This window comes from Autumnicola musiva, from assembly GCF_031846585.1.
In the GTDB taxonomy this organism is placed as follows: Bacteria; Bacteroidota; Bacteroidia; order Flavobacteriales; family Flavobacteriaceae; genus Autumnicola; species Autumnicola musiva.
Genome location: NZ_JAVRHK010000007.1, coordinates 139255 through 157228, shown reverse-complemented (window position 1 = coordinate 157228; position 17974 = coordinate 139255). Strand labels below are relative to the sequence as shown.

The following is a 17974-nucleotide window of genomic DNA, read 5'->3' as shown; positions in this document are numbered from 1 at the left end:
TACATTTTAATATTCAATAATATGAAAAAGCAAATAATATTTAGTTTAAGTTTATTTTTGGCAATTTCCTTATTCTCCTGTAGTAGTGATGACGATGCGATGCTGGACAATGAGAAGCCTCAAATAACTGTAAACGAGCCAACCGAAGGAGAAAGTTTTGAGGCTGGTGGGGAGCTGCATTTTGATGTGGATTTCTCAGATAATGATGCACTGTCATCTTACAAAGTAGATATTCATAACAATTTTGATGGGCATACCCATTCCGGTCTTTTAAGCACTTCGCCGGGAGTAGTTTCAAAACAGGCTTCTGAGCTGTCTCCATGGTCTATGAGCCAAACCTTTGAAATAGAAGGAAACCCGAGAACATATAATGCTCACGAGCACATAGAAATTCCTGCTGATATTGCAGAAGGGCCTTACCACCTTGGGATTACCGTTATAGATGTTGAGGGGAATCAAAACCAGGTTTATGTTGAATTTATTGTAGGCGAAGACCATACCGGTGAAGATCATGGGCTTACTATAACCAATATTGAAAGCTCTGATGTTAATCGTGGATCAGATTTGCACGTGGGAGCTCAGCTAACAGCAGAGCATGGAATAGCTTCGGTTTCAGTAAGTATTCATGGTCACGATCTGGAGCCTGCAGAAGGAGAAACTGCATGGACTTTTGAGGAAGTTTTTGATTCTTACAGTGGAAGTACCGCCGAACTCCATGAGCATATTGATGTGCCGGCAAATGCAGCACTTGGGGAATACCATATGTCAATTACCGTTGTGGATACTGAAGGAAATACGCATGCTGAAGGGGTTCATTTTCATGTAACTGAAGAAGGAACTGAATCCAGTATAGCAATTTCTGATTTTCATATTGATGAGGAAGTTACTGCAGGTGAGGAGTTACATATTGAAGCCGGAATAGCTTCAGAACATGGAGTGGAAGAAATCCACCTTCATATTCATTCAGAAGAAGATGAAGAAAATGGCTGGAGCTATGAAGATACCTTCGCTTATTCTGACGAAACAGAGATCGATTTTAATGAGCATATTGATATTTCTGCTGATGCCGCTGCCGGGGAATATCATTTATCTCTGGAGGTGATAGATCATGATGGGAATACACATTCAGAAAGTGCCCATTTTAATGTGGTGGAATAAAGAAGAGAATTAATATAAGATAAATAAAAAAGGGTGTCTGGAAGGCACCCTTTTTTATTTATCTTAACCATTCGATTCTGTGCTTCTGTGAAAGGATTTAAATCTCCGGAAAGGGTAACGGTACAATTCTATGAAAGCATTTATAGTATAAGTTCAATGGGAAAAGCTGTTTTGGTGACCACCGGATAATATGATAACTTACCTTTTAATTGGAGCAGGTAGGTTCTTGTTAATGTGTTGTTTTTTCCAAATAAAAACTACTTTTTACTATATTTGCCGCTTTAAGAGTGATTAGCTCAGTTGGTTCAGAGCATTACCTTGACAGGGTAGGGGTCACTGGTTCGAATCCAGTATCACTCACCACTACATCTTAAACCCCGGAATTTACTTTTCCGGGGTTTTATTTTTTTATGGGATTATTGATTGTACTTATAAATTACAACTTAAAAATCAATAATTTTCAGTTATCATTGTTCCTTCAAACTTAAATCACTTTCAAAATGGAAAATCCAACAATTGAATTAGAAACTGAAAATGGTGAAAAACTTGGTTTTAGAATAGATGCTGAGGTAATGAATGGCCTGTGTTTAACTCATTCGAAAGATAAAGTTGAAGAGAACATCCATAATTTTAATATTGATATTGAAGTTTTAGCTGAAGGCATTGCTACGAAGATGTCTAAGATAAATAATGTTGCGATAGTAACCATCCTGGCAAACAGCGAAAGAAAACACCAGTACCTGGTTAGGAATGATCTTGATATTGAAAAAATGAAAAATGATAGTTCGGGTCAAATCCCTGATCAGATTAAAAGCTTAATAATACAGGCTCATCAACTTTCTCAGTGAATCTTGGGATATTATGTAGGATTCCATTTAGGCTGATTAGTTGTATCAATTAAAACTGCAGAATTGCTTTCTTTAGGAAAAGGGCTGCTAAAATTTCTTTTGCTGAAGATTTTTTTATTTTAGAGATAAAATTACTTCTAATTCCAGCGGTCCAGGATGCCGTTTAAAATTCAGTATTATGCAGAAATCTCTTGTTTTTCTAGGGGTGTTTCTTACTTTTATTTTCTCTTCAGGTAGTTATGCTCAATCCGACAGCATTCCACAACCAAATGGGAATCAATTAGTTGTAGGAGTTTTTTCTCAGCCTCCTTATATGATTTCTGATGATAATGGGAATTGGGACGGAATCAGCATCAGACTATGGCGTGCAGTGGCCGACAGGATGGATTTGAACTATAAGCTAAAGGAAATTGCAAATGATTCTGCAGTAAGCGTTTTAATACAACAAAAGGCTGATATAGTGCTGCTTCAGGATGTAACTGTGGCTGCCGAGGAAAAAATAGATTTCACGCATATATATCATAAAGCAGAGTTAGGTATAGCGGCAGCACAATCTATGCAATTAACATCAATTTTAAAGGCGTTTTTTAACCAGCGCTTCTGGTATATAACAGGGATGCTTTCTGTTTTGCTGTTAATTGTGGGTACCATTATATATTTTATTGAGCGAAAAAGCAACGAGGATAACTTTGGAGGGGAGCGTTCTATTGCAAGAGGGATAGGTTCCGGTTTTTGGTGGGCTGGTGTGACCATGACTACAATTGGTTATGGGGATAAATCTCCGGTGACCTTTTGGGGCAGGGCTGTTGCTCTTATCTGGATGCTGGTGGCAATGGCTGTAACGGCAGTTCTTACTGCTTCTTTGGTTTCTGCTGTTATGGGAAATTCCAGCGGGAAAATTAGTATACCGGGGGACTTGAGGAGTATGAAAATGGTTGCGGTTGAAGGCTCTTCCGCAGCAAATTACCTGCAACATGAAAGGATACCTTTTAAAGCATCATCAAACATTTCAGAAGCTTTAAAGATTGTGAAAAATCAGGATGCAGATGCTGTACTACATAGTCTGCCAGTAATGAGGTACACCATAAATAATGATCCAGATCTTGGATTAAGGGTGCAACCGGTTAATGTAAATCCGCATTATTATGCTTTTGGTCTTTCGCAACAAGACTCTCTTAGAGAATCTTTAAATCGTACTGTATTGCAGGTGATTAACTCTACGTTATGGCAACAGGAACTTGACAGGTACATTCCAGAAAAGAAAAAGCGTTAGTTGTAAAATCTGAAAAGGTTAAAAGCGGAGTCTTCAAATTAAATATAAACTTACGGCCCATTGATTATGAAAATTGAAGTGGTACGCCACCATTCTCAGGAATCTAAAATATTGTATCGGTATAGGTTTATTTTTAGATAGCTTCCAGTAAATTCTCCAGTGCAAGTTTTCTGGAGCCCTTAATCAGAATATGACAATTATCAAATTTTGTCTCCTGTAAATGTTCTTTTAGTTTTTCAACGCTTTTAAATTTAATAATGGTGCTCCTGTTGGTTTGAGTGCGGTTAAAATGTTCTCCTACCAGGTAGCATTCTGTAAAATCATCGTTCTCAAGCTGGTTTACAATTACCTGGTGTTCTGTGTCTGCTGAAGAACCTACTTCCAGCATATCTCCTAAAATAACAATTTTTGGCTCTGTGGTTTCCAATTCCTGAAAATTACTTATGGCTGCATGCATACTGGTAGGGTTTGCATTATAGGCATCCATAAAAATAGTGTTACTACCTTTTTTTGTGATTTGAGATCGGTTATTTGCAGGTGAATATTCTTCAATTGCATTTTTTATTTCATTAAAAGGCACCTTGAAATATAACCCCATGCATACTGCCGCAGCTATATTAATGGCATTATGTTTTCCGGTAATTTTGCTTTTGAAATCTGTATCGTTAAAATTCACACTTGCGTAGGACTGGTTTCCAGAATAAGTAAACTGCACCCTGGAATCTTCAGCTGTTCCGAAAGAAAAAGTATGTTTATAATTAAAATGCTCACGTTGTACCGGGTCATCAGCATTTAGGAAAATAAGCCTCATATTCTTTTTGAGGTGGTCGTAAAGTTCACTTTTTGCCTGAATAACTCCTTCTATATTTCCAAAACCTTCCAGGTGTGCCTTTCCGAAGTTAGTAATATATCCGTAATCAGGCATTGCAATTTGTGCTAACCGGGCAATTTCTTTAAAATGATTGGCTCCCATTTCCACAATGCCAATTTCAGTTTCCTCATCCATAGAAAGCAGGGTAAGGGGCACACCAATGTGATTATTGAGGTTGCCATTTGTGGCTACGGTTCTATATTTTTTAGATAAGACTTTATTAGTGAGTTCTTTGGTTGTGGTTTTACCATTGCTGCCTGTAATGGCAATAATAGTTAAATTTAAATATTTACGATGAAAAGCAGCTAAATCCTGCAGCGCCTTTAAAACATCCTTTACTACTATGAAATGTTCCGGATTGGTGGCATAAATTTCCTCATCTACCACAGCATATCTGGCTCCTTTTTCAATAGCTTCACGGGCAAAATTGTTACCGTTGAAATTTATTCCCCGCAAGGCGAAATAAATTCCGTTTTCCTTGATATTCCGTGTGTCTGTAAAAGCTCCCGAGCTTAACAGGAAACGCTGATGTATTTGTGCTGTGTTCATAAAATAAAACTATAAAAAAAGCCCTTAAAAATAGGGCTTTAAAAGTTATTTAACCAAAATTGTTAATTTCGGGCTGTTTTATTAGCTTCTTTTGATTTTGAGCCTACTCTGGACATTGCATTTCTAAACCCGATGTAATCAGTAGCCATATCCTGCGGGAAAAACCTTCTTTGTGCAGGATCCAGCCAGTATGCTCTGTCTCTCCAGGAACCACCCTTATAGACACGAACTTCATCGCTGATAAGAGTGGTCCTTTTTTCCGAATCGTAGCCTCTTTCTGCAATTGTACCTGTACTGTCACTATATTCTACATTGTTATAGGTTGGTGAGTTGTACATTCTTTTGGATGGCTCGGTAGCATCCTGAAAAGGTTGATAATACCTCGTAGAACTCTTGTCCCCATCACGGAAATCCCTCTGGTCACTTTCCGTGTAATTAGTCCTCATATAAGTATCTTCTCCTGTTACCGGTGTCTGTGCAATTTCTCCCGGAAGGTTTCTGGCTACAAGTTTTCCGTTGCTTAGGGTGTCGTACTGAATTTCCTCAGCTCCAAGTATTTTCACGCTTCCGTCATCATTAATGGCATTTTTGGTATACACGTTACCCCTGTAGTAGTTGAAGTCATTAAACTCATCATCAACTATAGGGCGGTAAACATCAAGAACCCATTCTGCCACATTTCCGGCCATATCGTACAGTCCAAAATCATTAGGTTCGTAAGATTTAACTTCAGCGGTAATATCGGCACCATCATCACTCCATCCTGCAATTCCACCATAGTCCCCGTCACCTTGCTTAAAGTTTGCCAACTGGTCTCCCATTCTTTTTACATCACCGTTTCTGGTGTACTGCCCGTCCCATGGGTATTTTTTTCTACCACGGTAAACATTATAATTTCTTATTCCTACCAGAGCGAGTGCGGCATATTCCCATTCAGTTTCAGTAGGTAATCGGTATTCAGGAGAAACAAGTCCGCTTTCCCTTCCCGGATATACTTTACGTACGGGATTGCCATCCTCATTAGTATCTTCCAGCCTGTCCTGAATTTCTTCTCCCTGGCTGAGTTCTGTATTTCCGCCGTACGCATTTGTAGGCGAATAAATATAGGCTTCGGTACTAAAAGATTGTCCTGGTTCTGCCTGATATCTGGCGCCTTCTGCAATAATCCCTTCTTCCTCCAGCAAAAGCTCATTTACCCTGTCGGTTCTCCATTTGCTGAATTCCACTGCCTGGATCCAGCTAACTCCAACAACAGGATACTCTGCATAGGCAGGGTGGCGTAAATAGTTATTTACCATTGTTTCGTTAAATCCTAAACGATTTCTCCAAACCAACGTATCGGGAACTGCACCCTGATAAATGTTGCGGTATCTTTCTTCAGAAGGAGGGAACACCCTTTTAATCCATTCCAGGTATTCAAGGTACATTTTGTTGGTTACCTCGGTTTCATCCATATAAAAAGATTGCACATGTTGCTGGGTTGGGCTGTTGTTCCAGTCGTGCATAGGATCATCCTGAACCCGGCCCTTGGTATAGGTTCCACCTTCAATAAAAACCAGTCCCGGCATAGTCTCCTGCTCCTTAAAGTCATCATTATACTGGAAACCACCGTCTTCAGAATTGATGTCCCATCCGGTGGCGCGGGATGTGTTTTTATAATCCCTGGAATTGTTACAGCTTATCAGGCCAATCCCAAAGGCTATTGTAAATAGTGCTCTAACAGCAATATCGGTTCTCATGTTCATCGTCTCTTTTGATAGAATTTTAGGCTTTGCAATATAGTAATTAACGCGAAATGTACAAGATTATTTCATTATATTAAAAAAGTCGCCAAATCTCTTTAAGTGCCTGATGCGCTTGAGACTTACCTGTTTCTTTCGGAGTAAGCAAGCTGCAAAATCCAGACAGATTTTTAATTTTTTGACACGGCAAAATTACGGCTTTTTCTGACATGTCTATAATTTTTAATGCGGAATTCAACCTGCTGTAATATAACGGTATGCAATATTTTAGCCATATAATAGTTATTATTGTTTAAATGAGGGTGCCAAGGATTAGATTATCGATTTAAGAGCTTATTTTAACCCTTAAAGGAAACTGCTTTTAATTTTTGGTAGGAAGGTTCTTTCTTAAAAAGAATTAAAATATATCTTTGTTACAGATAACGTTCGGAATGAAAAAAATTAAAATTGTACTACTTGGAGTTGGCTTGCTTTCAGGCTTTTCGTCTTTTGCGCAGGAAGAAAGGAACAGGGTAATCACCACGGCTATTCCAATTCTGCAAGTCGCGGCAGATGCCCGTGCTGCAGGTATGGGAGACCAGGGGGTGGCTACTTCTATGGATGTGTATTCCCAGCAATGGAACCCTGCCAAATATGCCTTTGCTGATGGGCAACAAGGGGTTGGTTTTGCATATACTCCTTACTTAAGTAATATTGTAAATGATATCTTTTTAGGTAGCCTGAATTATTTTTATAAGCTTAACGAAAGGAGTGCATTTGCCTCCAGCTTTCGCTATTTTAGTTACGGGGCAATAGAAACTAGAAGTAGTTTTGAACAAGATCCCTTGCCGGTAAATCCTCAGGAATTCACCTTTGATCTTTCTTATTCCCTAAAACTAAGCGAAACTGTATCTATGGCAGTTGCAGGTAGATATCTGCATTCAGACCTTGGGCTGCAGGATAATGAAGATTGGGGGGCTGCCGGTAGTTTTGGAGTTGATATTGCTGCATTTTACCAGAGTCCAGAAATATTTATGGATAATTTTGCGGGGCAATGGAGAATAGGTGCCAATATTTCAAATATCGGTCCTAAAATTAAATATGATGATACCGGTCAGGAGAATTTTATTCCTACTAACTTTAAAGCAGGGGCAGGTTTTGATTTTCTTTTGGACCAGGACAACAGTTTGGGAGCTTACGTGGAATTTAATAAACTGCTTGTGCCAACGCCTCAGGATTTTAATGGCGATGGAGATATGGATAGTGAAGATGAAGAAACATACAATGATATAGGTGCAATTGAAGGTATTTTTGAATCTTTTGGAGATGCTCCCGATGGTTTTGGGGAGGAACTCCGGGAAGTAACTTGGGCTTTGGGTGCCGAATATAATTATCAGGATGTGTTTGCTTTTAGAGCAGGTTACTTTAATGAAAATGAGAATAAAGGTGCGCGCAGATTCGTTTCTTTTGGGGCTGGCTTCAGGTATGAAATGGTGAATATAGATATTTCTTATCTGTTCTCCACCTCAAACGTCCCAAGTCCGTTAGAAGGTACACTTAGATTCGGCCTTACCTTTAACTTTGGTGAAGAATACTATAATTAATCCTCTTCACATAATTACTAAAATTCCCACTTTTCGTTTGATACTTTTTTTTGTTTCATCTACCTTGTATTTCCAATAAGTTTTTATGAAACCATTGACTTTTACTTCCAGCCTGGAAGTTTATGATTCTCTTGAAGAATTATCCCGGGATGTTCAGGATTTAATGCTGGAAGCTTTTAAGGCTCGCGATACCGCTTATGCTCCTTATTCAAAATTTAGTGTTGGGGCGGCAATTCTTCTTGAGAATGGCGAAACAGTAATAGGGAGTAACCAGGAGAATGCTTCATATCCCTCCGGTCTTTGTGCAGAACGTACTGCTTTCTTTTTTGCAGGGGCAAAACATCCCGAGATGGAAATGAAAAAAGTGGCTATTTCAGCAAAATCCCTTCAGCGACTTATAGAATCTCCTGTGCCTCCCTGTGGTGCCTGCCGTCAGGCGATGGTTGAATATGAGGTGAAACAGGCTGCTCCCATTGAGCTTTATTTTATGGGGGAAGCTGGAAAAGTTGCCAGGGCCAAATCTGTTCAGGACTTACTGCCTTTTATTTTTGATAATAGCTGTATGTAATGTTTTCATATTTTTGCTATAAAACTGTTTTTCATTCTTACTTAAAATAGTATTTTTGTTATCCGCTTGGCAAAATCCATCTGTCCGGCCTAAAATTTTTACTTTGATATGAAGAAAATCACAAAAGCCACCTACTTAAAGTGGTACGAGGATATGTTTTTTTGGCGTAAATTTGAAGACAAACTTGCGCAGGTTTATATTCAGCAAAAAGTTAGGGGTTTCTTACACCTCTATAACGGGCAGGAGGCTATTTTGGCCGGAGCGCTTCATGCGATGGATACCGAAAAAGATCGTATGATAACCGCGTACAGAAATCATGTTCAGCCTATTGGGATGGGAGTGGATCCTAAAAGAGTGATGGCAGAACTTTATGGAAAAGGAACCGGGACTTCCCAGGGTCTTGGGGGTTCTATGCATATTTTCTCTAAAGAACACCGTTTTTATGGTGGACACGGAATTGTAGGAGGGCAGATTCCTCTTGGTGCCGGACTTGCTTTTGCAGACAAATATTTTAAAAGAGATGCTGTAACTCTCTGCTTTTTGGGAGATGGGGCTACCCGGCAGGGCTCGCTTCATGAAACTCTTAATATGGCGGTGAAGATGGATCTTCCGGTGGTGTTTTGTGTGGAGAACAATGGTTATGCTATGGGTACTTCTGTAGCGCGTACTTCAAAAGGTACAGATATCTGGAAGTTAGGGAATGGTTATGAAATGCCTTGCGGTCCTGTAGATGCAATGGATCCTGTTAAAGTGGCTGAAGCCCTGGATGAGGCTATTTCCCGTGCAAGAAAAGGAGAAGGTCCAACTTTTCTGGAAATGAAGACATATCGTTACCGTGGACATTCCATGAGTGATGCCCAGAAATATCGTACTAAAGACGAGGTTGCCGAATATCAGAAGCTGGATCCTATTACTAAGGTGCGGGATGTTATCAAGGAGAAAAAATACGCTTCTGATAAAGAAATTAAAGAAATTGATAAACGCGTTAAAGATAAAGTATCAGAGTGTGAGAAATTCGCTGACGAATCTGACTTCCCTGAGAAAAGTATCATGTATGACGTGGTATACGAACAAAAAGATTATCCGTTTTTATCACATAAAGTAGACTAAATTATGGCTGAAGTAATTAATATGCCACGCCTAAGCGACACAATGGAAGAAGGTGTTGTGGCAAAATGGCTAAAGAAAAAAGGTGATAAGGTTGAAGAAGGAGATATTCTTGCCGAAATTGAGACTGATAAGGCAACTATGGAGTTTGAATCCTTCTACGATGGGACGCTGCTTCATATTGGGATTGAAGAAGGTGATTCTGCTCCTGTTGATACTTTGTTGGCCATAATAGGTGAAGAAGGAGAAGATATTTCTTCTCTTATTGAAGGAGGAGATTCTTCTTCAGGAGAAAAAGAAGAAAAATCTTCTGAAGATGAATCTGAAGATAAAAAGGATAAATCTGAGGAAAAGGAAGAATCACAGGATACTTCTGAAGAAGAAAACGAAGAAACAGGTGACGGGGAAATTCCTGAAGGTGTTGAGATTATTAATATGCCACGTCTTAGCGATACTATGGAAGAAGGAACCGTGGCGAGCTGGCTTAAACAGGAAGGCGATAAGGTTGAAGAAGGAGATATTCTTGCTGAAATAGAAACCGATAAGGCCACTATGGAGTTTGAATCCTTCTATGAGGGTACTTTGCTAAAGATTGGAATTCAGGAGGGTGAATCGGCGAAAGTGGATAGCCTTCTGGCAATTATTGGCCCGGAAGGAACTGATGTTTCCGGAATTAGTGCTGATGGAGCCCCGAAAAAATCTTCAGCTAAAAAAGAGAAAAAAGAAGATCAGGACGAAGAAAAGCAAAAGGAAATTGCTGCAACTGAAGAAAAAAGTGCTACCACTTCAGAATCCAAAGACACAGGACGCATTTTTGCTTCTCCCCTGGCTAAGAAAATGGCTGAAGAAAAGGGAATTGATCTTGCAAACGTAGATGGTTCCGGAGAAAACGGCAGGATTGTCAAGAAAGATATAGAGTCCTTTAAACCTTCTGAAAAACCTGCCGCTCAACAAACTGCAGGCAGTGAAGAAAAACGTGCCTCTGTACAACCATACGTTCCTGCGGGAGAGGAAAGTTTTGAAGAGGTTAAAAATTCGCAAATGCGTAAGACAATTGCGAAGAGGCTGGCAGAATCCAAATTTAATGCCCCTCATTATTATCTTACCATTGAAGTAAATATGGATAACGCCATGGCGTCCCGTAAGCAGATTAACGAAATGCCTGATGTGAAGGTGTCCTTCAATGATATGGTGATCAAGGCGAGTGCCATGGCGCTTAGAAAGCATCCTCAGGTGAATAGTCAGTGGACGGGTGAATCCATGAAAATGGCAAAGCACATCCACATGGGAGTAGCTGTTGCCGTGGAAGAAGGCCTTGTGGTACCGGTGTTGAAGTTTGCTGACCAGATGTCTATGACGCAGATTAATGGAAATGTGAAAGATCTTGCAGGTAAAGCCAAGAATAAAAAATTACAGCCTAAGGAAATGGAAGGCAGTACATTCACTGTTTCTAACCTTGGAATGTTCGGTATCGTTGAATTTACCAGTATCATCAATCAGCCAAATTCCGCTATTCTTTCCGTAGGAACCATAGTGGAGAAGCCGGTTGTTAAAAACGGTGAAATAGTGGTGGGACATACAATGAAACTTACTCTGGCATGCGATCACAGGACAGTAGATGGTGCTACGGGAGCTTCATTCCTGCAAACACTTAAAACCTATATGGAAAATCCGGTAACTATGCTTGCATAGATGCTGTATTAACCAATATTTATTACAAAAATCCCACTATAGCGTGGGATTTTTTTATCTTTAGTGTCAACGAATTTGTATGGCCATTTTGGTCGTTTTGAAATCTTCTTTAATTTTTCTGAAAATGAAAATCCCCTTTTATAGAATAGGAGCCATAGCTTCATTTTTGTTAATAATCGGTTGTAATTCTGCACAAGATAAATCTTCCGGTGCTGTAATTGCTTCTGAAGAAAATGCTGTCTCAGAACCTGAAATTTCTGTTTCCGATATAAGAGAGAGTCTGGAGTATCTTGCTTCAGATGAACTGCGGGGAAGAGCTACGGGAACTGAAGGTATAGAAAAGGCAGCTACATATATTGAAGAATATTTTAGGGAGAATGGAGTTGCACCATATTTTGAAGATTACAGGGATGACTTTGAAATTCAGGGTAAAAAAGCCTTTAATATTGTCGGTCTTCTGGAAGGGAACAATGCGCAATTAAAAGATGAATTTATTATTATTGGTGCACATTATGACCATATTGGGATACAGGAAGCCGTGGAAGGCGATTCTATAGCCAACGGAGCTAATGATAATGCGGCTGGAACCGTGGCAGTGATGGAACTGGCTGAAGAATTGGCTAATATAAAAGATAATGATAGAAGCATTATTTTCGCATTGTTTTCAGGAGAGGAATTAGGACTGACAGGATCGGCACATTTAGCTGAAGTACTAAAGCAGGAAAATCTTGATTTATACGCAGTGGTAAATTTGGAAATGATAGGCGTGCCAATGCAAGACAAAGAATATATGGCCTACCTCACCGGTTACGAAAACTCTAATTTTGCTGAAAAATTTAATGAATATGCCGGCGAGGATGTACTGGGGTTTTTACCACAGGCTCAGGAATATAATCTTTTTAAAAGAAGCGACAATTATCCGTTTTTTGAACAATTCGGTGTGCCTGCACAAACCATTAGTACCTTCGATTTTACCAATTATGAATATTATCATCATGTAGAAGATGAAGCCGGTAAGATGAATTTTGAACATATGACCACTTTAATTGAAGCTATTGTACCGGCAATTTCTAAAATGGCGAACACTTCAGAAAAAGAAATTAAATTGAATGAATAGAGATTAAGATATTTCTTCGTTTTTGATGTAATCTTCGGAAGTCTTTACTTGTAAAATAATTTCTATGAAAAATATTATAATCACCGGAACCAGCAGGGGTATAGGTTATGAAATGGTTTCTATTTTTGCCAAAGCCGGACACCGTGTTCTGGCCCTTTCGCGAAATGAAGAGCCGGTGGAGAAAATGAAACTTGAAAATGTAACCGCTATTTCCTGTGATATTGGCAAAAAACAAGACCTTGCAAAGGTTTCTGATTTTGTTTCTTCGCAATGGGAAAGCGTAGATATTCTTATAAATAACGCTGGTAAACTCATTAATAAACCTTTTGCAGAATTAACTTCAGAAGATTTTGACTCGGTTTATAAAACCAACTTGATGGGCGTTGTTGAATTAATCCGGAATATACTGCCGTATATGAGAAAAGAAGGCCATGTGGTAAATATTAGTACTATGGGCGGCGTTCAGGGCAGTGTTAAATTTCCGGGATTATCGGCCTATAGTTCCAGCAAAGCAGCGGTAATCACTCTAACCGAGTTACTGGCGGAGGAATATAAAGAAGCGGGGCCATCTTTTAATGTCCTGGCATTAGGAGCTGTACAAACCGAAATGCTGGAAGAGGCATTTCCCGGCCTTAAAGCCCCTCTTTCCGCAGAAGAAATGGCGGCCTACATAGTAAATTTCAGTTTAACCGGTAATAAATTTTATAATGGAAAACTCTTACAGGTTTCCAGCAGTACTCCCTGATTTGAATGAAGCACATTCTTGAGAAATATTTGCCAAGTCATGCGCTGGAGCCGGCCTTTTTACTCATTAAAAATAATAATGTACATCTTAAGATTGTTAATGAAAGAAGGACGCGGCATGGGGACTACAGGAGAATGCCTGATGGGGCACAACAAATTACCATTAATGCAAACCTTAACAAATACCGATTCCTGATTACCCTGGTGCATGAAATTGCGCATTTACTGGCATTTGAAAAATTCGGAAGAAATATTAAACCGCACGGGGATGAATGGAAAATTGCTTTCAGAAATTTAATGTTGCCTTTCATAAGGCCGGAAATCTTTCCGCATAAATTATTACCATTAATCGCGAGTCATTTCAGGAATCCAAAAGCCAGTAGTGATACCGATGCCAGATTATCAGTGGCCCTTAAAAGTTTTGATCCGCAGAATGATAAAAACTATATTTTTGAGGTGCCTTTTGGAGCAGTTTTCAGAATATACAATGGAAAGGTGTTTAGAAGAGGGGAGAAGAGGGTTAAACGCTATGAATGTTTGGAAATGGCTACCGGAAAGATATATTTGTTCCAGCCCAATGCAGAGGTTGAACTTATAAAGAATTAAATCTGGAGAAGAATGAATAATAATTATTACGCAATACTAATGGCCGGAGGGGTAGGTTCCCGATTTTGGCCTGTAAGTACTGCAACATGTCCCAAACAGTTTCAGGACGTGCTTGGAGCAGGGGAAACGCTGGTACAGACTACTTTTAGAAGGCTTGCCTCAATTATACCAAGGGAAAACATCTACATTCTTACCAATAAGAATTACAATGAAGTGGTAAAAGAGCAATTGCCAGGGGTAAAACAGGAGCAGATTGTACTGGAGCCGGTAATGCGAAATACCGCTCCAAGTGTTTTACTGGCAGCCATGAAGATAAATCAGAAAAATAAAGATGCTGTTATGATGGTGGCTCCCAGTGATCATTGGATCCAGGGGGAGCAACAGTTCACTAAAGATTTGGAATTTGCTTTTGAAGCGGCGGCCAATAGCGAAAAACTTATTACCCTGGGAATTAATCCTACTTTTCCCAATACCGGCTACGGTTATATAAAGTATGATAACCCCCCGAATAGCAGGCTAATGCCGGTGAAAGCTTTTACTGAAAAGCCTGATTTTAAAAAAGCAGAATCCTTTCTTGCAGAAGGGAATTATGTATGGAATGCAGGGATATTTATATGGAGCGCCAATGTTATTCTTCAGAATTTTGAAAAATTACTGCCGGAGATGTATCACCTTTTTGCGAAGGGGAACCCTGTATGGAATACCGAAAAAGAACAGGATTTTATTGATGAAAATTACCACAAGGCGCATAAGATTTCTATTGATTACGGCATAATAGAAAAAGCGGAAAATGTTTTTATGATTCCTGCCAGTTTTAAGTGGAACGATTTAGGTACCTGGGGTTCTTTGCAGGAACAATTGCCCCAGGATATAAATGAGAATACGGTAATTAATTCCCGTTTCCTTTCCTTTGAAGCAGAAGGAAATATCATAAGAACAGAAAAAAATAAAGTAGTGATAATAGAAGGACTTAAAGATTACATCGTTCTTGAAAATGATCTTGTGCTAGTTGTAATGCCCAAAAAAAACGAGCAGGGTATCAAGGAGATAAGGGAAAAAGTGATGAAGAAATTTGGAGATAAACTAGGTTAATTAACTGAATGGCAGAAAATAAAAATACTTCAGTCCCGCCCGATGCTGAAGACAATAATCTCTCGGCAAATGCCAGGGATCTGATGAAAAACTCAAGGTCTTTTTTTTCAGAATTGTTAGATATAAGGCAGGATACCGACCGTGAGTCTACTATGGAGGCGGTAAAACGGGATATATCGTTTAAAGGCCACAATGCCTGGATTCTTATTTTTTCAATTTTCGTGGCTTCCATAGGTTTAAATGTGGGGAGCACTGCAGTGGTTATAGGCGCAATGCTTATTTCTCCTTTAATGGGGCCTATTGTTGGTGTGGGTATGTCCATAGCAATAAACGATGTGGAAACACTCAGAAGGTCATTTATTAATTTAGGAGTAATGGTTGGGCTTAGTGTACTTACGGCCTATGTATACTTTTTTGTTTCTCCCGTGAAGGAAGAAAATCCTGAGCTGCTGGCACGAACGGCCCCGACAATCCTGGATGTGCTGGTGGCAATTTTTGGCGGACTGGCATTAATAATAGGGAAAACTAAAAAAGGAACTATTGCAAGTGTAATCCTTGGTGTTGCTATAGCAACGGCCCTTATGCCTCCTTTATGTACAGTGGGATATGGACTTGCCGTAGGAAACTGGTCATTTGCCGGGGGTGCATTTTACCTTTTTTCAATTAATGCTGTTTTTATTGCGCTTTCTACGTTTGTTGTAGCTAAATTGCTTGGTTTTCCATTAGTTCGTTACGCAAATAGTAAGCGAAGAAAATTTATTGCGCAGGTAGCTTCGGTTGTTGCAATTTTAGTGATGGTACCCAGTATATATCTTTTTTTTCAGCTTTTGGATGAACAACTTTTTACTTCCAGGGTAAGGCAGTTTGTACAGGATGAGATACGATATCAGGGTACGGAGACCCTTAAGGTGGTTGAAGACTATGAAAATAAAACCCTGGATGTTTTCCTAATTGGTGAACGCGTTCCGGGAGGAACTATTGAAACATGGAGGGGCCGCATGAGAGATGTGGAAGCCCTGAAGGAAACTCAGTTAACGGTACACCAGGGAAAAGATCAGACCGGCGATATAGATCTACTTTCTTCGCAGGTAAGAACAGGTATACTGGAAGATCTTTATGAAAAAAACAGGCAGGCTATTGAAGATAAGGATGCAAGAATAGCTTTGCTGGAGAAGGAACTTGCCAGAATTGAAGGAAATTCCTTTGCTTTTAGAGAGTTGAGTGAGGAAATTAAGATCAACTATGAAGGGGTTGAAGAAATAGGATATTCTAACCTTATATCCACAAATTTCAATAAGATTGATACTATTCCCACTTTTACCGTAAGCTGGGCCCAGGATTTATCCCGCTCGCAAAAAACCGCTGAAAAAGAACGGATCGCGGCATGGCTTAAATTAAGGTTGAAACTTGATACTTTGGCGGTAAAGACGGTTGATTAGCGTAATTACAATCCCTGAAGCTGTGCCTGCCTGACTTTCTTGAATAAATCTGAAGAATAAACAAAATCGGTTACCGTTTCGTCATCTGTTTTAAAGATCTGGCTTTTATCCCCTTTCCAGGCAAGAACGCCCTCTTTTAAAAAGGCTATATTTTCACCTATTTCGAGTACCGAATTCATATCATGGGTAATTACAACGGTAGTGATATCATATTCCACGGTTAGTTCATGAATAAGATTATCTATAATAGTAGCGGTTTTAGGATCGAGGCCGGAGTTAGGCTCATCACAAAATAAATATCTTGGTTTATTTACAATAGCTCTTGCAATGGCTACCCTTTTTTGCATTCCCCCACTTATCTCGGCTGGATATTTATTACGACTTTCTGTACCCAGGTTAACCCTTTCAAGTACTTCGTGAACACGGTCAAGATGATTTTTCTTCCTTCCTTTTTTAAACATTCTTAGGGGGAACATAACATTTTCTTCAACGGTCATGGAATCAAAAAGTGCCCCTCCCTGAAATAACATTCCTATATCTTTTCGCAATTCTCTTTTTTGTTCAGGACTAAAATCGGAATAAGCCTTTCCATCATATTCTATTATTCCTTTTTCCGGAGTAAATATACCCAACATGGACTTCAGCAATACACTTTTTCCGGAACCGGATTGTCCTATTATAAGGTTTGTCTTTCCGTTTTCAAAAACAAAGTCAATACCTTTAAGCACATCCTGTTCAGCAAAACTCTTATGTAGGTCTTTAACTTCTATCATGTTAGCTAAGTAATAATTGGGTTACTATATAGTTGGTAACAATAATTACCACACTGGTCCATACAAAAGAGGTGGTACTGGCTTTTCCCACCTCAAGCGATCCCCCAGTCATGTAATAACCATGATAGGCAGGAACTGTTGCCAGGATCATGGCAAAAAGGAATGTTTTGAAAAATGCATAAAATATATGAAAGCCAATAAAATCGTCCTGTAATCCTCCTATAAAATCTTCAGGGCTAAGAAAACCTCCAAAAACTGCCGCTGCATAAGCTCCCGTAATTCCCAAAAACATTGATATTGCAATTACAAAGGGATAAGTAAGCATTGCAACAATTTTAGGGAAAATGAGGTAGTTCAGGGAATTCACTCCCATTACTTCCAGAGCATCTATTTGTTCGGTCACCCTCATAGATCCTATACTGGAAGTAATAAAAGAACCTACTTTCCCTGCCATAATTATAGAAATAAAGGTAGGGGAAAATTCCAGGATTATAGATTGTCTTGCTGCGTAGGCTACAAGGGATTTGGGGATAAGCGGGTTATTAAGGTTCAAAGCGGTTTGAAGTGCTACAACTCCTCCAATAAAGAAGGAGAGAAAAGCCACTATTCCCAAAGAACCAATAATAAGCTCATCAATTTCCTTAAAAATTAGTTCTTTTAATACAGAGCGCTTGGTCATTCTTCCAAAGACCCCTTTAATCATTATAATATACTCGCCAATGGAATGCAGATAACTCATTCAACAATTTTTGTAAAGCTAAAATACAAAAAAGAGCGGCCAAACTTATTAACGTAGAATTAAAGTTTTTGCC

Annotated in this window: 17 protein-coding genes and 1 tRNA gene; 13 read left to right on the top strand and 5 right to left on the bottom strand. The window is 39.3% G+C overall.

Features of this window, described 5'->3' with window-relative positions; all coding sequences use genetic code 11:
• Positions 1-21: 21 nt before the first annotated feature.
• From RM539_RS11300 to RM539_RS11285, 4 genes are all read left to right on the top strand, one after another.
• Complete coding sequence (locus RM539_RS11300; protein WP_311503505.1) at positions 22-1158, top strand: DUF4625 domain-containing protein; 1137 nt, start codon at positions 22-24, stop codon at positions 1156-1158.
• 285 nt (positions 1159-1443) lie between these two features.
• Positions 1444-1521: transfer RNA gene (locus RM539_RS11295), tRNA-Val, on the top strand.
• A gap of 137 nt (positions 1522-1658) precedes the next feature.
• On the top strand, positions 1659-2006 hold the full coding sequence (locus RM539_RS11290) for a hypothetical protein (protein WP_311503504.1): 348 nt from the start codon (positions 1659-1661) through the stop codon (positions 2004-2006).
• Positions 2007-2184: 178 nt separating this feature from the next.
• Complete coding sequence (locus RM539_RS11285; RefSeq protein WP_311503503.1) at positions 2185-3279, top strand: ion channel; 1095 nt, start codon at positions 2185-2187, stop codon at positions 3277-3279.
• A 133-nt stretch (positions 3280-3412) separates the two neighbouring features.
• Here RM539_RS11285 and RM539_RS11280 read toward each other — a convergent pair whose 3' ends face one another.
• From RM539_RS11280 to RM539_RS11270, 3 genes are all read right to left on the bottom strand, one after another.
• Positions 3413-4699 (bottom strand): UDP-N-acetylmuramoyl-tripeptide--D-alanyl-D-alanine ligase, encoded by a 1287-nt coding sequence (locus RM539_RS11280; protein WP_311503502.1) that lies wholly within the window; start codon positions 4697-4699, stop codon positions 3413-3415.
• A 62-nt stretch (positions 4700-4761) separates the two neighbouring features.
• Positions 4762-6444, bottom strand: coding sequence for a gliding motility lipoprotein GldJ (gene gldJ, locus RM539_RS11275; protein WP_432264625.1), 1683 nt, complete (start codon positions 6442-6444; stop codon positions 4762-4764).
• Positions 6445-6517: 73 nt separating this feature from the next.
• Positions 6518-6652, bottom strand: a complete 135-nt coding sequence (locus RM539_RS11270; protein WP_311503501.1) for a hypothetical protein — start codon at positions 6650-6652, stop codon at positions 6518-6520.
• Between the two features lie 220 nt (positions 6653-6872).
• Between RM539_RS11270 and porV the strand changes: the two genes are divergently transcribed.
• From porV to RM539_RS11225, 9 genes are all read left to right on the top strand, one after another.
• Positions 6873-8024, top strand: coding sequence for a type IX secretion system outer membrane channel protein PorV (porV, locus tag RM539_RS11265; protein WP_311503500.1), 1152 nt, complete (start codon positions 6873-6875; stop codon positions 8022-8024).
• An 85-nt stretch (positions 8025-8109) separates the two neighbouring features.
• Entirely contained in the window at positions 8110-8592 is a 483-nt protein-coding gene (locus RM539_RS11260) for a cytidine deaminase (protein ID WP_311503499.1), read from the top strand.
• A gap of 108 nt (positions 8593-8700) precedes the next feature.
• A complete protein-coding gene (gene pdhA / locus RM539_RS11255; RefSeq protein ID WP_311503498.1) occupies positions 8701-9702 on the top strand; it encodes a pyruvate dehydrogenase (acetyl-transferring) E1 component subunit alpha in 1002 nt (333 codons plus the stop codon).
• A gap of 3 nt (positions 9703-9705) precedes the next feature.
• On the top strand, positions 9706-11391 hold the full coding sequence (locus RM539_RS11250; protein WP_311503497.1) for a pyruvate dehydrogenase complex dihydrolipoamide acetyltransferase: 1686 nt from the start codon (positions 9706-9708) through the stop codon (positions 11389-11391).
• Positions 11392-11515: 124 nt separating this feature from the next.
• On the top strand, positions 11516-12508 hold the full coding sequence (locus tag RM539_RS11245; RefSeq protein ID WP_311503496.1) for a M20/M25/M40 family metallo-hydrolase: 993 nt from the start codon (positions 11516-11518) through the stop codon (positions 12506-12508).
• 64 nt (positions 12509-12572) lie between these two features.
• Positions 12573-13253, top strand: a complete 681-nt coding sequence (locus RM539_RS11240; protein ID WP_311503495.1) for an SDR family NAD(P)-dependent oxidoreductase — start codon at positions 12573-12575, stop codon at positions 13251-13253.
• A 5-nt stretch (positions 13254-13258) separates the two neighbouring features.
• Complete coding sequence (locus tag RM539_RS11235) at positions 13259-13858, top strand: SprT-like domain-containing protein (RefSeq protein WP_311503494.1); 600 nt, start codon at positions 13259-13261, stop codon at positions 13856-13858.
• Between the two features lie 12 nt (positions 13859-13870).
• The gene (locus RM539_RS11230; RefSeq protein ID WP_311503493.1) at positions 13871-14950 is read left to right on the top strand and encodes a mannose-1-phosphate guanylyltransferase; all 1080 of its coding nucleotides are present in this window, start codon (positions 13871-13873) and stop codon (positions 14948-14950) included.
• An 8-nt stretch (positions 14951-14958) separates the two neighbouring features.
• Positions 14959-16389, top strand: a complete 1431-nt coding sequence (locus RM539_RS11225) for a DUF389 domain-containing protein (protein ID WP_311503492.1) — start codon at positions 14959-14961, stop codon at positions 16387-16389.
• 5 nt (positions 16390-16394) lie between these two features.
• Here the strand turns inward: RM539_RS11225 and RM539_RS11220 are convergent, their stop codons facing one another.
• Together RM539_RS11220 and RM539_RS11215 are read right to left on the bottom strand one after the other, a co-directional pair.
• The gene (locus tag RM539_RS11220) at positions 16395-17162 is read right to left on the bottom strand and encodes an ABC transporter ATP-binding protein (RefSeq protein ID WP_311503491.1); all 768 of its coding nucleotides are present in this window, start codon (positions 17160-17162) and stop codon (positions 16395-16397) included.
• Position 17163: 1 nt separating this feature from the next.
• Entirely contained in the window at positions 17164-17901 is a 738-nt protein-coding gene (locus RM539_RS11215) for an MlaE family ABC transporter permease (protein WP_311503490.1), read from the bottom strand.
• Between the last annotated feature and the right edge of the window lie 73 nt (positions 17902-17974).

Coding starts and splice junctions, on each gene's coding strand:
- RM539_RS11300 (WP_311503505.1), top strand. CDS start 22: ATGAAAAAGCAAATAATATTTAGTTTAAGTTTATTTTTGGCAATTTCC.
- RM539_RS11290 (WP_311503504.1), top strand. CDS start 1,659: ATGGAAAATCCAACAATTGAATTAGAAACTGAAAATGGTGAAAAACTT.
- RM539_RS11285 (WP_311503503.1), top strand. CDS start 2,185: ATGCAGAAATCTCTTGTTTTTCTAGGGGTGTTTCTTACTTTTATTTTC.
- RM539_RS11280 (WP_311503502.1), bottom strand. CDS start 4,699: ATGAACACAGCACAAATACATCAGCGTTTCCTGTTAAGCTCGGGAGCT.
- gldJ (WP_432264625.1), bottom strand. CDS start 6,444: ATGAACATGAGAACCGATATTGCTGTTAGAGCACTATTTACAATAGCC.
- RM539_RS11270 (WP_311503501.1), bottom strand. CDS start 6,652: ATGTCAGAAAAAGCCGTAATTTTGCCGTGTCAAAAAATTAAAAATCTG.
- porV (WP_311503500.1), top strand. CDS start 6,873: ATGAAAAAAATTAAAATTGTACTACTTGGAGTTGGCTTGCTTTCAGGC.
- RM539_RS11260 (WP_311503499.1), top strand. CDS start 8,110: ATGAAACCATTGACTTTTACTTCCAGCCTGGAAGTTTATGATTCTCTT.
- pdhA (WP_311503498.1), top strand. CDS start 8,701: ATGAAGAAAATCACAAAAGCCACCTACTTAAAGTGGTACGAGGATATG.
- RM539_RS11250 (WP_311503497.1), top strand. CDS start 9,706: ATGGCTGAAGTAATTAATATGCCACGCCTAAGCGACACAATGGAAGAA.
- RM539_RS11245 (WP_311503496.1), top strand. CDS start 11,516: ATGAAAATCCCCTTTTATAGAATAGGAGCCATAGCTTCATTTTTGTTA.
- RM539_RS11240 (WP_311503495.1), top strand. CDS start 12,573: ATGAAAAATATTATAATCACCGGAACCAGCAGGGGTATAGGTTATGAA.
- RM539_RS11235 (WP_311503494.1), top strand. CDS start 13,259: ATGAAGCACATTCTTGAGAAATATTTGCCAAGTCATGCGCTGGAGCCG.
- RM539_RS11230 (WP_311503493.1), top strand. CDS start 13,871: ATGAATAATAATTATTACGCAATACTAATGGCCGGAGGGGTAGGTTCC.
- RM539_RS11225 (WP_311503492.1), top strand. CDS start 14,959: ATGGCAGAAAATAAAAATACTTCAGTCCCGCCCGATGCTGAAGACAAT.
- RM539_RS11220 (WP_311503491.1), bottom strand. CDS start 17,162: ATGATAGAAGTTAAAGACCTACATAAGAGTTTTGCTGAACAGGATGTG.
- RM539_RS11215 (WP_311503490.1), bottom strand. CDS start 17,901: ATGAGTTATCTGCATTCCATTGGCGAGTATATTATAATGATTAAAGGG.